The organism is Sphingobium yanoikuyae, from assembly GCF_013001025.1.
GTDB lineage: Bacteria > Pseudomonadota > Alphaproteobacteria > Sphingomonadales > Sphingomonadaceae > Sphingobium > Sphingobium yanoikuyae_A.
In genome coordinates, this window is sequence record NZ_CP053021.1 from 4346589 (window position 1) to 4359468 (window position 12880).

17 protein-coding genes are annotated in these 12880 nt (G+C 65.2%); 3 read left to right on the forward strand and 14 right to left on the reverse strand.

Annotation, left to right across the window (positions count from 1 at the left end):
- Positions 1–21 precede the first annotated feature (21 nt).
- Positions 22–756 (forward strand): YggS family pyridoxal phosphate-dependent enzyme, encoded by a 735-nt coding sequence (locus HH800_RS20960; protein WP_169862210.1) that lies wholly within the window; start codon positions 22–24, stop codon positions 754–756.
- Here HH800_RS20960 and HH800_RS20965 read toward each other — a convergent pair.
- The gene (locus HH800_RS20965) at positions 734–3529 is read right to left on the reverse strand and encodes a TonB-dependent receptor (RefSeq protein ID WP_169863386.1); all 2796 of its coding nucleotides are present in this window, start codon (positions 3527–3529) and stop codon (positions 734–736) included. The genes HH800_RS20960 and HH800_RS20965 overlap by 23 nt on opposite strands.
- Positions 3530–3719: 190 nt before the next feature.
- On the reverse strand, positions 3720–4379 hold the full coding sequence (pdeM, locus tag HH800_RS20970; RefSeq protein ID WP_063976000.1) for a ligase-associated DNA damage response endonuclease PdeM: 660 nt from the start codon (positions 4377–4379) through the stop codon (positions 3720–3722).
- Positions 4380–4444: 65 nt separating this feature from the next.
- On the opposite strand from pdeM, the gene HH800_RS20975 reads away from it, so the two are divergent.
- Complete coding sequence (locus HH800_RS20975; protein WP_169862211.1) at positions 4445–5266, forward strand: rhodanese-related sulfurtransferase; 822 nt, start codon at positions 4445–4447, stop codon at positions 5264–5266.
- Here HH800_RS20975 and HH800_RS20980 read toward each other — a convergent pair.
- From HH800_RS20980 to HH800_RS20995, 4 genes are read right to left on the reverse strand one after another with little or no spacing between them, the layout of a single operon-like run.
- Positions 5263–5523 carry a hypothetical protein gene (locus HH800_RS20980; RefSeq protein ID WP_017499447.1) on the reverse strand — a complete coding sequence of 87 codons (261 nt, stop codon included), beginning with the start codon at positions 5521–5523 and terminating at the stop codon, positions 5263–5265. The two genes, HH800_RS20975 and HH800_RS20980, sit on opposite strands and share 4 nt — an antisense overlap.
- 4 nt (positions 5524–5527) lie before the next feature.
- Positions 5528–6262 (reverse strand): M48 family metallopeptidase, encoded by a 735-nt coding sequence (locus HH800_RS20985; RefSeq protein WP_419248215.1) that lies wholly within the window; start codon positions 6260–6262, stop codon positions 5528–5530.
- Positions 6219–6644 (reverse strand): YcgN family cysteine cluster protein, encoded by a 426-nt coding sequence (locus HH800_RS20990; RefSeq protein ID WP_169862213.1) that lies wholly within the window; start codon positions 6642–6644, stop codon positions 6219–6221. Before HH800_RS20990 ends, HH800_RS20985 begins: the two co-directional genes overlap by 44 nt.
- A 3-nt stretch (positions 6645–6647) precedes the next feature.
- Positions 6648–7301: an SCO family protein gene (locus HH800_RS20995; RefSeq protein WP_169862215.1), complete on the reverse strand. Its 654-nt coding sequence runs from the start codon at positions 7299–7301 to the stop codon at positions 6648–6650.
- 44 nt (positions 7302–7345) lie between these two features.
- Here HH800_RS20995 and HH800_RS21000 point away from each other — a divergent pair, with 44 nt between their 5' ends.
- A complete protein-coding gene (locus HH800_RS21000) occupies positions 7346–7984 on the forward strand; it encodes an ankyrin repeat domain-containing protein (RefSeq protein ID WP_169862217.1) in 639 nt (212 codons plus the stop codon).
- A 39-nt stretch (positions 7985–8023) separates the two neighbouring features.
- On the opposite strand, the gene HH800_RS21005 is transcribed toward HH800_RS21000, so the two are convergent.
- The 8 genes from HH800_RS21005 to coaE form a co-directional block, all read right to left on the reverse strand.
- Positions 8024–8530 (reverse strand): MmcB family DNA repair protein, encoded by a 507-nt coding sequence (locus HH800_RS21005; protein WP_169862218.1) that lies wholly within the window; start codon positions 8528–8530, stop codon positions 8024–8026.
- Positions 8531–8633: 103 nt separating this feature from the next.
- Positions 8634–9305 carry a cell wall hydrolase gene (locus HH800_RS21010; RefSeq protein WP_169862220.1) on the reverse strand — a complete coding sequence of 224 codons (672 nt, stop codon included), beginning with the start codon at positions 9303–9305 and terminating at the stop codon, positions 8634–8636.
- A 175-nt stretch (positions 9306–9480) separates the two neighbouring features.
- Complete coding sequence (locus tag HH800_RS21015; protein WP_048938015.1) at positions 9481–9831, reverse strand: DUF1491 family protein; 351 nt, start codon at positions 9829–9831, stop codon at positions 9481–9483.
- On the reverse strand, positions 9824–10294 hold the full coding sequence (locus HH800_RS21020; RefSeq protein ID WP_234415698.1) for a PaaI family thioesterase: 471 nt from the start codon (positions 10292–10294) through the stop codon (positions 9824–9826). The genes HH800_RS21015 and HH800_RS21020 overlap by 8 nt, the downstream gene beginning before the upstream one ends.
- Positions 10281–10748 carry a PTS sugar transporter subunit IIA gene (locus HH800_RS21025; protein ID WP_010335784.1) on the reverse strand — a complete coding sequence of 156 codons (468 nt, stop codon included), beginning with the start codon at positions 10746–10748 and terminating at the stop codon, positions 10281–10283. The genes HH800_RS21020 and HH800_RS21025 overlap by 14 nt, the downstream gene beginning before the upstream one ends.
- Positions 10749–10878: 130 nt before the next feature.
- Positions 10879–11475 (reverse strand): ribosome hibernation-promoting factor, HPF/YfiA family, encoded by a 597-nt coding sequence (gene hpf / locus HH800_RS21030; protein WP_004209198.1) that lies wholly within the window; start codon positions 11473–11475, stop codon positions 10879–10881.
- A gap of 71 nt (positions 11476–11546) precedes the next feature.
- Complete coding sequence (gene dnaQ, locus HH800_RS21035; protein ID WP_004209199.1) at positions 11547–12248, reverse strand: DNA polymerase III subunit epsilon; 702 nt, start codon at positions 12246–12248, stop codon at positions 11547–11549.
- Positions 12249–12280: 32 nt separating this feature from the next.
- Positions 12281–12874: a dephospho-CoA kinase gene (gene coaE, locus HH800_RS21040; protein WP_136185921.1), complete on the reverse strand. Its 594-nt coding sequence runs from the start codon at positions 12872–12874 to the stop codon at positions 12281–12283.
- Between the last annotated feature and the right edge of the window lie 6 nt (positions 12875–12880).

The window sequence follows — 12880 nt, forward strand, 5'->3', positions numbered from 1 at the left end:
CCATCGCCTATAGCAGCCGCCATGACCACCGACATCCCCGAAGCTGCGGCCCGCCTTGCCACCCTGCGCGACCAGATCGACCGCGCCGCCCGCCTGACCCAGCGCAGCGCCGACGACATCAACCTGATCGCCGTGTCCAAGACCCAGCCGGCCGAAGCGATCCTTCCGCTGCTCCACGCCGGCCAGCGCGTCTTCGGCGAAAACCGCGTTCAGGAAAGCCAGGACAAATGGCCGGCCCTGCGCGAGCAATTTTCGGATCTGACCCTGCATCTGGTCGGCCAGTTGCAATCGAACAAGGCCGCCGATGCCGTCGCCCTGTTCGACGTCATCCATTCGCTCGATCGCCTCTCGCTGCTGAGCGCGCTCGCCAAGGCGATGGACGCCGCGGGCAAGCGCCTGCCCTGCTTCATCCAGGTGAATATCGGGGCCGAGGAACAGAAGGGCGGCTGCCCGATCGCCGATGTGCCGGCGCTGATCGCCGCAGCGCGCGACGCCGACATCCCCTTGCTCGGCCTGATGTGCGTGCCCCCGGCCGATGTCGAGCCCGCCCCCTATTTTGCCCTGCTCGCGAAAATGGCGCGGGAAGAGGGCCTCCCGCGCCTGTCGATGGGCATGTCGGGCGATTTCGAAACCGCCCTGATGCTGGGCGCCACCGACATTCGCGTCGGCACCGCCCTGTTCGGCGAACGCGCCCCCGTCAGCCGCCCCGTCCCTCGGAGCGGCCTGGGGATGATCAGAAACGCCCCCGCAAGGTAATGCCATAGGTGCGGGGTTCGGCCAGATAGGCGGAGATCAGCTGGTTAGCCATCGGCGCGCCCTGCACGAACTGCCCGGTGGTCGATGTCGCCGGGCTGCTCGACTGGAGCGGACTGCTGAAGGCGACCTGGGTATAATCCTGGTTGAAGATATTCTGGCCCCAGAATTCGACCGCCCAGCGCTGGTCCTTGCCGCGCAGGCCGACGCGCGCATTGAACACCGCAAAGCCGTCCTGCGCCTTTTCCGGGAACAGGTCGGACCCGGTATTATAGTCGCTCATCATGCGGCCATCGATGTAGAAGAGCGCGGACAGGCCGTTCGACCCGATATCGGGCGTCCAGGCCATGCTCGCGGTCGTCACCAGTTGCGGCGCATTGCTGTTGATCGATCCGGGCAGCAGGAACAGTGCCGGATCGAGCGGCACGCTGCCATCGCCGCTGCCGACCAGCCGCTTGGCGAATTTCGCCCGTGCGTAGGTCAGGCCGCCGGTCAGGCGGAAATGGCGCACCGGTGAAGCGGTCAGTTCCAGTTCCACACCCTGGCTGATCAGCCCCGGCCCGACATCGCCGGAATCGCAGGTCCGCGCCGCCGAAAGGGCGCTGTCACAGCCATTGATATTCTGCACGACGAAGCTGGTGCCGTTGAAGGTGTTCAGCTGGAAATTCTTGAACTCCTGACGGAAGGCCGCGATGTTCGCGCTCCATTTCGGCTGGGTATATTTGAAGCCGATTTCAAAGGCATCGACCTTCTCTGCGGCAAAGCGCAGGCTCGTCACATCGGCATTGGTGCGCGGCGCATAGACCGCCGGCACCGTGTTCAGGCCGGTCGATCCCAGCTGAAAGCGGTCGAGGTTGAAGCCGCCCGCCTTATAGCCCTTGGAATAGCTGCCATAGACCAGCATTTCGTCGATCGGCTTCCACGACAGCACCGCCGTGCCGCTGAACTCGCCGTCGCTGATCTTGTCGTTGAGGTCGAGCGCATTGAGCGTGGTCGAGCCATTGCCAAGGCAGCCGAGCGTCAGGATGCCGCCCGCCAGCGCCGCCGCACTGCCCAGCGACGCATTGGTCGCCAGCGTCGGCAGCGAAGAGGCCTGCAACGCCGCGCAGGTCGCGTTGTTGTTATTGAAATCCGACGAGAATTTCTTCGATTCATGGGTGTAGCGCAGGCCCAGGGTGAGATCGAGCCGCTTGGTGATGTGGATGATATTATGGGTGAAGAGCGCCCAATTCTCGCTCTTCTGGCGATAGATGGAGGCAACGTCGCCGGTGCCTTCCGGGATTGCCGCCAGCGCGCGCAGGCCATTGCCAAGACCGGTGGAGATCGCCCCCGCCTGTGCCGCCGCGACGCCGGCCGGCAATCCGGCATTGATCAGCGCGGCGGTCAGGCCGGCGTTGAGATTGGCCTGGGTGCCGCCGATCAGCGCCGACGTGGCAAGACCGCTGCCGCAGGCCGCCAGTTGCGCCGCAGTAAAGTTGCTGTTGACGCCCGCACCCGCCATCAGGCGACAGGCGGCAAAGCGGCCATAGTCGGCGCCAAAGCGGATATTATCCTCCAGCGTCAGCTTCTCATTGGCGTAATAGCCGCCCACCAGCCAGTCGAGCGCCTCGTTGAAGGCCGAACCCTGCGCCCGCAATTCCTGGGTGAAGGTCTTGAACTGGCGATAGGTATTGGGATCGCGATAGAGAAGGTCGGCGCCCGAATAGTCATAATCGCCATAGTCGCGGGATTTATAGTCGCGATAGGCGGTGATGCTGGTCAGTTTCGCGCCGCCCAGATCATAGTTGATCTCGCCCGACACGCCCCAGTCCTTGAGCTTGCTGACATAGTCGCGCCCTTCGGTGATGGTCAGCTCGCGATCATAGGGATCGGCGGGGAAGACGCTGCCCTGCCCGGCCAGGATCGCGCCGATGCGGTTGAACGGCGCCGTGCTATAGCCGCCGCCGGTCGCCGGCCGCCGTTCGCGCGTCTCGACATAGGCCGCGCCGCAGCAGCTTTCGTCGCGATTGGTATAATCGCCGATCAGCCGGATCGACAGGGCATCGCTGGGTTCGATCAGCGCCTGACCACGCAGGAAATAGCGGTCGCGATCATTGGTATCACCAACCTTGTTGCCGCTGGCATCGACCAGATCGTAGAAACCGTCGCGCTTCGACCAGACGCCGTCCAGGCTCAACGCGATCCCCTTGGCGATCGGGCCGGTGATGCGCCCGGCCAGGCGCCAATAATCATAATTGCCATAGGTCGCCTCGGCCATGCCACCCAGGGTGAATTCCGGCGCCTTGCTGACGATGTTGATCAGGCCCGCCGACGCGTTGCGGCCGAACAGCGTGCCCTGCGGCCCGCGCAGCACCTCGACCCGCTCGATCTCGCCCAGATCATTGAGGCCCGCACCGGTGCGCGAACGATAGACGCCGTCGATGAACACCGCGACCGAGCTTTCCAGGCCAGGATTGTCGCCGACCGTGCCGATGCCGCGAATACGGGCCGAACCATTGGCCTCGGTCCCGGTCGAAGAAACCAGCAGGGACGGCGCCAGCTGGTTGAGCGCGCGAATATCATTGGCGCCGCTATTCTGCATCGCCTGCTGGCCGACCGCCGATACCGCGATCGGCACGTCGGACAACGGGCTGGCGCGGCGGGTCGCGGTGACGATGATGTCGACGCTTTCGGTGTCCACCGCCGCCTGCGGCGCGGCATCCTGGGCATGGGCAAGCGGCATGGCGCCCACCAGCGCGACGGCACCGGCGGACAGCAGCCAAAGGCTCTTGTGCATCATGATGTGCATCCTCTCCTGGCCCGCCTGGCTTTTTGCCGGGTCGGGACTATGCGCGATTATGCTGCCACAGTCGGAATAACGCAATATATCGCGTGATTCCGGGCTTTTTCCGCAGTTGCGTGATGATGGCTGCATGGCCCTGTTGCCTAGCAGCAACAATTTAACGCCCGGTTTCCGTAGCGTTTGCTTACGTCAGCGGAAAGCGCAGCAATCGGTCGGAAACGGGTATCAACGCCATTGCACCCGGCCCGACGGCCTTTTGTATCTCGCCATGGCCTGCATCCAGCCCGCCCGTCAGCGCGCCCAGCGCCGGCAGGATCAGCTTGGTCGGCGATCCGACGAAGCAGCGGCGCGATACATGCCGGCCGCGCAGCGACAGGCGCAGCTTGGGGTGGAAATGGCCCGATATCTCCGGCCGGGGGTCGGCCGGGTCGGCCTCATGCCGCAGCCAGACGCCGTCTACCTCCGCCTCGACCGCACGGCGTCCGCCCGGCATATGCGCCACGCCGACGTCATGATTGCCGGTTATCCACAACCAGTCGAGCCGTTCGGTCAGGGCCGCCAGCCGTTCCCGTGCCCGTGGGTCCAGCCGCGCCGCGCCATCGGCATCATGAAAACTGTCGCCCAGCGACCAGATCGCCCGCGCGCCGGTCCGCGCCACCAGCGCCTCGATCATGTCCAGCGTCGCCGCGCTGTCATGCGGCGGCAGGAACTGGCCGAATCGCGCATACCAGCTCGCCTTCTCGAAATGCAGGTCGGCCACCAGCAGCGCGCCCTGGGCCGGCCAGAACAAAGCCGCCTCCGGCAAAGCCAGGAAATCATGACCTGCGAACGAAAGGGGAACCATCGCCCGGCTATGCGCCCTCTTCGCCCGGCTTTCAAGTATGCGCGCCAGCGCCTATAGGGCTCCCCATGTTCACCGTCGCAGCCCTCTACCGTTTCGCCACCTTCGCCGACCCGCAGGCAACCGCCGCCGACCTGCGCGCACTGTGCGCCGATCTTGGCACCTGCGGCACGCTGATCCTGGCGCGTGAGGGCATCAATGGCACGGTCGCGGGCACGGCCGACGCGATCGAGCGGCTGGTCGCCCATATCCGCGCTCTGCCCGGCTGCGCCGATGTCGACGTCAAATATGCGACCGCCGACAGCGCGCCCTTCGGCAAGATGAAGGTCAAGGTGAAGGCGGAGATCGTGACCCTGGGCGCAGGCGACCTGGACCCCGCCCATCAGGCCGGCGTGCATCTCGATCCCGCGGACTGGAATGCGCTGATCGCCGATCCCGACACCGTCATCATCGACACGCGCAACGCCTATGAGGTGGCAGTCGGCACGTTCGAGAATGCGATCGACCCGGCCACCCGCTCCTTCCGCGAATTTCCCGCCTGGTTCGACGATTTCGCCGCCAAGCTGCGCGACGAAGGCCGCAGCCCCAAGATCGCGATGTTCTGCACCGGCGGCATTCGTTGCGAAAAATCGACCGCGCTGGTCAAGGCGCGCGGCTTTGACGAGGTCTATCACCTCAAGGGTGGTATCCTGCGCTATCTGGAGGAAATGCCACAAGCGCAAAGCCGCTGGCAGGGCGACTGCTATGTCTTCGACGAGCGGGTCGCGGTCGGCCATGGGCTAAAACAGGGCCATTATGCCACCTGCAGCGCCTGTGGCCTGCCCTATCCGCGCGATACCGACCATGACTGCCCCGGCGACGCCGACGGCGCCTGGCCGCATCGGGGCTAGCTGTCACTCTCCACCAATTCGACCATCTCGAACTGATAGGATGTCCAGCCCCGCATCCGCGCGCCATCGGGCGCGGCGGCGCGCTTCTTCTTCGCCTCGGCCAGCGAGCGGGTGTGGCCCCAGAAGACCTCGGTCTTGCCATTTTCCAGTATGGCGACGATCCGCCAATAATGGGTGAAGGGGTCGGCGGTCGGCCCGATCTTCTTCACATAGCCGTCAGGCATGGTGGCGGTCAGATAGCGTTTCCGGCGCGCCATGGGTTCAGGCCTGATAGCGGTGCAGGCCCGCCCCATGCGCCTTCAGCCAGGCACGCGCCGGGCGCGGATCCTCGCCATAGATACGGGCATGGGCGGCGTGGAAGGCCGGGCTATGGTCCATGTGCAGCAGATGCGCCAGTTCATGCGCCACGGTCGATCGCCGCACCCAGGCCGGCGCCAGGATCAGCCGCCAGCTATAGCGGATCGCCCCGGTCGACGTGCAACTGCCCCAGCGGCTGCGCGTGTCGCCGGTGCCGACCGACGCGACGATCAGGCCATGATCCTGCGCCATCGCCAGCGTCTCCGCCTCCAGCACCGCCTTCGCCCGCGTCCTGAGCCAGCGCAGCACCCGCGCACCGACCGATTCCGCCGCCCCGCCCAGGATCAGCCGGTCGCCCTCCAGCCGGATCGTGCGGGTCGCCCCCGCGATCCAGCAGATGCGCACCTCGCGCCCCTCCAGCGGGAAGGTCGCGCCATCACCCAGCAGCGTCACCGCCGGCGTCACCGCCATCTGCGCCCGGACCCAATCCTCATGCCCCTGCGCCCAACCCAGCGCACGCTTGAGGTTCGCCCGCGCCGGCAGCGACAGCCGCAATTCGCCGCGCACCCCGTCGATCGTCAGCTTGTAGGCGCGCGCCCGCTCGGACCGGCGCACCCGCACCGGCATGGCGACGCCATCGATCAGGATTTCTGCCTCAGAGCTCTCGGTCGACAAGATGATGTTCCCAATCGCCGGCATCGGCCTCCGCCACGGTCCAGCCGCGTACGGATTCCTTGGCCCGATGCACCGCCTCGCGATCGCCGCAGACCAGATAATGCCAGTCGGGCAGCGGCAACCCCGCCTCGCGCAGCCGATAGGCACAGGTGCGCGGCAGCCAGCTTATCTGTTTCACCTTGGCCGGGGTCAGCCGCACGCAATCGGGCACGAACCGCCGCCGGTCGGGATAGTTGGTGCATTGACCGCTCTGCCGGTCGAGCAGTCGACAGGCGACATTGGTCGGATAGATGCGGCCCGTGTCCTCATCTTCCGCCTTGTGCAGGCAGCATTTGCCGCAACCGTCGCACAGCGCTTCCCATTCGGCGCGGTTCAGCTTGTCGAGGGGCTTGTCCCAGAAGTCCAAATGTCACTTGACCCATTTTTCGAGAAAGGCGCGCACGATATCCGGCGCGCCCTCGTCCACGTCCGGCGTGCCCGGATCATCCACCGGCACCAGCGCGATCGGCTTGCCGTCCGGCCCGAACAGATAGGGCGTGCGGCTGTGGCTGACCAGATAGTCGCTCGCCCCTTCCGGCTTTTCCGCATTGTAGAGGACGACGAAGTCCTTGGCCACCTTCGCGATCTGTTCCGGCGTGCCGGTCAGGCCGACGAGGCGCGGGTGGAAGGCCGCGACATAGGTTTTCAGCACCGCCGGCGTGTCCCGCTTCGGGTCGACGCTGATGAAGATCGGCTGCACCTTCGCGGCGCGGGCGGGCGCTGCCTTCTCGAAGGCGCTGAACGCCTGCATGATCCGCTGCAGATCGACCGGGCAGACATCCGGGCAATAGGTGTAGCCGAAATAGACGATCCGATACTGGCCCTTATAATCGTCCCAATGCACGGTCTTGCCGTCCTGGTCGGTCAGGGTGAAGGGCGCGCCGATGCGCGCGCCGACCAGATTGCCCTGTTCGCTCTCGCCGCTTGATGCATTGCCACCAGCCCCCATATGGCAAGCCGTCAGCAAGGCCAGAAGCGGCAGGGCGAGCGAGATCAGCGCTTTGTTCATGGTGTCGCCTGCCATGCCTTGCTATGGGCCGATTTGCAAATCGAACGGGGCGCGCGACGATGAAGATTGGGATGAAGAGCGGACTTTCCACCTGGCTGTTTCTGGCGCGGCCTGCCGCCATCACCCTGGCACTGATGGCCCCGGTTGCGGCCCAGGCCCAGTTTTCCAACAATTACAACTTCCTCAAGGCGGTGAAGGACGCCGATGGGGACAAGGCGACCGAACTGCTGCAGAAGCCGGGTTCGACCGTCATCAACAGCCGTGACGTCACCACCGGCGAAACCGCGCTGCACATCGTCATCGGCCGCCGTGACACGACATGGCTCAACTTCATGCTGTCGAAGGGCGCCAATCCGAACCTGGCCGACAATAATGGCACCACGCCGCTGTTGCTCGCCGTGCAGAACCGGTACGAGGAAGGCGTGCGCCTGCTGCTCGCCCGCGGCGCCCAGGTCGACAAGACCAATGGCAGCGGCGAGACCGCATTGATCCGCGCGGTGCAGCTGCGCGACATCGGCCTGGTCCGCCTGCTCGTGGCGCAAGGCGCCAATGCGGACAAGCGCGACACCATCGCCGGCATGTCCGCCCGCGACTATGCCGAGCGCGACAGCCGCACGCCGGGTCTGGTCGAAGCGCTCGATTCCGCCAAGGCCAGCAATGCCACGCCCAAGGGCCCGGTCCAGGGTCCGGTCTTCTGATATGAAAAAGGGCGGCCAGGCCGCCCTTTTATTTAACCCTTACCAGCCCAGTTCCGCCGCATAATCCGGGTCGGCCAGCGCCGACAGGCGGCGGGCGGCGCGGCGGGCGAAGCGCAGCGTCTCTGCCTTGCGCCGGGCGGCGGCCAGCGGCTCGAACGGCGCGGCGCGCACCAGTTCGGCATCATATTGGTCCGCGACGATCAGGCCGGTGCGGGCCGGCCACAGCGCCTCGCTGTCGAACAGGCTGGTGTCGAAGCCCGATGGCACCGCCCAGAAATAGCGGTCGCAATAGTCGAAATAATCCGGCCATTTCATGTCGCCCAGCAGGTCCGCCCGGCTGCACTTGATCTCGACGATGGTCAGGCGCCCGGCGCTGTCGATCGCCATGATGTCGGCCCGCCGGCCATTGGGTAACGGCACTTCCAATATGCCGTTCATGTCATGGCGATGAAACAGGCGCAGCGTGCCGCGCGCAACCGCCAGCGCGGTCCCGTCGGTCAGCGGTGAACAGCGATCGAGGTCTTGGGCGGCGTCTTGGATGGTCATGGCACCAGATTAGAACAGGAAGGGAACAAAAGAAAAGACCGATTCGGACATGGGGTCCGAACCGGCCTTCAAAAGGGCGTCACTGTCGCGCGGTGAGCGCGGATCAGCGATAGAAGACGTGATTGTCGATCGACGCCAGCTTGGTCTTGCCCCAGCCCGGCGACACGCGGCGGGCATGGAAGAACAGCGCGCCTTCGGCCTGGCTGTCCCAGCTGTCGTCCAGGGCGATCTGCGCGATCGCAACCGCCTCGCGCCAGGAATCGCTGGCGATGTTGATCGGCGGCATGCCGTGACCACGCACGAAGCTGAACTGGCTCGGCTGATAGATGACGCCGCACAGGCTGCTGGCGAAGCGGCCCGACTTGGCGCGGTTGATGATGACGCGGGCAACGGCCAGCTGGCCCTCCAGCGTTTCACCCTTGGATTCGAAATAGACCGCACCGGCCAGGCACTTCATGTCGCCTTCGACATCCTCGGGAGCGCCTTGCGCATCAACCAGGGCTGCCAGGGTCTCGGCCTTGGACTCGATATCGGTCGAAAAATTGCTGCCAGCCTTGGGGCCGGAATCCAGCGACTGCGCGACTTCCTGCGGCGCAGCGAAAACGACGGCGGGCTTGGTGCCGGCCGTGGGTGCGCTAGTCAGCGCAGCGGTTTCCGGAAGAGAAACCGTGGACAGGGAGGCCTCGCTGGCGCTCGACATGTCCGACGCCGTAATAGCCGCAGCGGCCGACAGCGTAAATGCCGCGATGATCGCGGCCTTCAGACGAAAACTCATTATTGCTCAAAATCGTGCGGTTATTGGCCAGAAACGTCGATTGTAACCGATATTCTGTGACGTTCGGCCGCCCCCCGTCTGCGTGTTTACCGGCCCGCCCCCCATGGACGAATGCAGGCAACCTGCGCGTTCAGCGTCGGCCGCCATTGCCCGCGCGCGTGCAAGGAGTCAACGATCAGCAGATCGTTTCAGCGGCGAACCGTTCCGCATCCGCGATATCAAGCTCGACCAGCCACAGGTCGGGGTCCGATCTGCGTCGGCGTTCGGCATAGGCGGCGAACGCCTCCGGCCCCTCTTCCGCAGGGGGTCCACAGCGCATCAATGCATGGCCGCCGCGAAAGTTCGATACCCGTTCGAAAATTGCGGATTCCCGTCCCTTGTCCATCACCTGGACCAGGATGACACCGCTCATCTCGTCGCCCTTGGCCAATATCATGGCAAAACCGCCGGCGGCATTCACCCGCTTCACCAGCGCGCCGACCAGCATCGCGCTGGTCAGCCGCGCGGCCGGACTCTCCTCAGCCATGATATCCCGGCAGCGATGACAGCGGAATCTGCGATCGCATGAAGGTGCCGGTGCCCCGGCCCACTTCTTCCCCGTCCGAATCGAGAATGCTCGCCTCGGCGACATAGACGCGGCGCTTGCCGCTGATCCAACGTCCCTCGGCGCGCAGCTTTCCGGGGCCGATCGGCCGGGTAAACAGCAGGTTGAAGGCAGTGGTCAGCAGGAAACGATCGCTGACCAGGCTGTTGGCGGCATAGAAGGCCGCATCGTCCAGCATCTTGAAATAGACGGTGCCATGCACCGCGCCGGCGGCATGGAAATGCCGCTCGTCGACCTCGAAATCGATCACCGACCGGCCGGGTTCCGGCACGCGCAGGTTCGACAGGAACAGGTCGTTGATCGGCGCGCTGTTATAGAGATGCTCCAGCGCGCGAAAATGCGCCGCCTCGCCACTGGCAAGCGCGGCGGCCTCAGGCGGCGTCACGCGCCTCACCACCGGCCAGCAGCGCGTGCAGCGCCTCGGCCGACTTGGCACCGCGCAGGCGCGTCACCTGCGCCTCATCGCGCAGATAGCGCGATACACGCGCCAGCGTCTTCAAATGCTCGGCACCGCTGTCCTGCGGCGAAAGCAGCGCGAACACGACATCGACCGGCGCATCATCGACCGCGTCGAACGGCGCCGGCGGATCGAGCAGCACGACCACGCCGCACATGCGGTCGAGGCCCGGCAGCTTGGCATGAGGAATGGCAACGCCGCCACCGAAGCCGGTGGAGCCCAGACGCTCGCGCTCCAGCAGCGCGTCGGCGGCCGCTTCGGCATCGACGCCATAGGATTGCGCCGCCAGAGCCGCGATCTTCTGGAACAGCATCTTCTTGCCGTTCACCGTCACCTCGGTGGCCAGCGCGTCCGGCGAGACAATATCGTTGAAATGCACCATTTTACTTCCGGGGGCAGCCGAGGCGCGCCCAGCCTGTCGAAAAAAATGCGCGTTGCTCGGAGAAACTAAAGCCCGGCCCCATAGGCCGCCTGCACCCGGAGGTCAACAGGCGGCCCGGCTTGGCAGGGGGTCAGCCGCGCGGCTCGACCCAACCGATCGTGCCGTCCTGACGGCGATAGACCATATTATAGGCCGACGTCCCGGCATTGAGGAACAGCAGCGCATTGGTGTTGCGCAGGTCCAGCATCATCACCGCGTCGGACACGCTGGCCTCGGGAATATCGACCCGCGTTTCGGCGACGATCAGGGGAGCATCGGCCACTTCGGCCTCCTCGTCGGCGGCACCGGCGAAGATGGTATAGCCCGCGCCGTCGATATCATCGACGCTATAGCCATTGGCGCGCTGCGCCTCGGCAGCGGCGGCCTGGATGCTGCGATCCTTCAGGCGGCGCATATAGCGGCGCAGCTGCTTCTCGATCCGGTCCGATGCCTGGTCGAAGGCGGGATGCGCCTCCTGCGCCTCGCCGGCGCCCTTCAGGATCAGGCCGGTCATCACATGGCAGACGATATCACAATGGAAGGCGCCATGCGGGGCCGGTCGGAAGGTCACCTGGGCGGAAATCGTGCGGGAGAAATATTTCTCGGCTATCGCTTCCAGCCGGTCGCTGACGTGCTGCTTGAGCGCTTCGCCCGTCTCGACCTGATGCCCGGAAACACGGATATCCATATGCCTTCTCCTTATTCTTGCCGGGACGCCGGATCAGCGGCCCGGTTGGCACGTGGCAAACGCCGGCAGGTTCAGGCCGGCGGCGCCTCCTCGAGCCAGAGCGGCTTATCCAGCTTCGCGACGAAAGCGGCATGCCTCTCCAGCTCCTCCGCGCTCGCCGTGAAGACGCGCGCGGGACGAACAGGGCGAACAACGGCGGTTTCCGTCAGTTCCACCCTGACGATCTCTTTCTCTTCCTCCTGTGCAAGACCCAGGCCGATCTGACGGCCGCCGGTCAATTCGACATAGAGCTGCGCCAGCAGTTCGGCGTCGAGCAGCGCGCCATGCTTGACGCGATGGCTGCGGTCGATGCCGTAACGGGTGCAGAGCGCGTCCAGGCTGTGCTTGGCGCCGGGATGCAGGGTGCGGGCAATCGCGACCGTGTCGATCATCCGGTCCATCGACACGGCGTCGCGCGCGCACAGCTTCAATTCGTGATTGAGGAATCCGAAGTCGAAGCGCGCATTGTGCGCGACCAGCGGGCTGTCCTCCAGAAAATCCATCAGTTCAGCCACGCCCTCGCGGAACAACGGCTTGTCCGACAGGAACTGGCTCGACAGGCCATGCACCGCCTCGGCGGCGGAGGGCATGTCGCGCTGTGGATTATAATAAGCGTGGAAGGTGCGGCCGGTCGGCACGCGATTGATAAGCTCTATGCACCCGATTTCGACCAGCCGATCGCCGGATGCCGGATCAAATCCCGTCGTTTCGGTGTCGAAAATGATCTCGCGCATCGCCCTTTTGAACCGACTCTCTATGACTCTACTTATCTGCCTGTCCGGGCGCCAAGGCAAGCGACCAGACGCCTGACCTGTGCTCGGGTTGCGGCAAATGTCGTACCCGTGTTGATGATATAGTCTGCCCTTAGCCGCTTTTCAGCATCGGGCAGCTGCAAGTGCAGGATTCTACGAAATTTTGCCACCGTCATGCCCGGCCGGGCCAGCACCCGCCGCCGCTGTTTCCAGGCGGGCGCACTGACGACGATGATCCCCGCCATGCGCCGGTGGCCACCCGTCTCGAACAACAGAGGCACGTCCAGAATCACGAATTTGCGCGACCGATGGCGTTTGAGGAATCGCCGACGCGACTCGCCCACGGCGGGATGGACGATCGCCTCCAGCGCCTTCAATTCGGCGGGATGACCGAACACCGCTGCGCCCAGCTTCGTCCGGTCAACGCCCTGCGGCCCAGTGGTGCCGGGAAAACGCGCTTCGATCGCCGGGATCAGCCGGCCGCCCGGCCCCTGCAGCCGATGCACCTCGGCATCGGCATCGAACACCGGCACGCCCTCGCGGCGAAACATCGCTGCAACCGCCGACTTGCCCATGCCGATCGAGCCGGTGAGGCCGTAGATCTTCACCCCGTC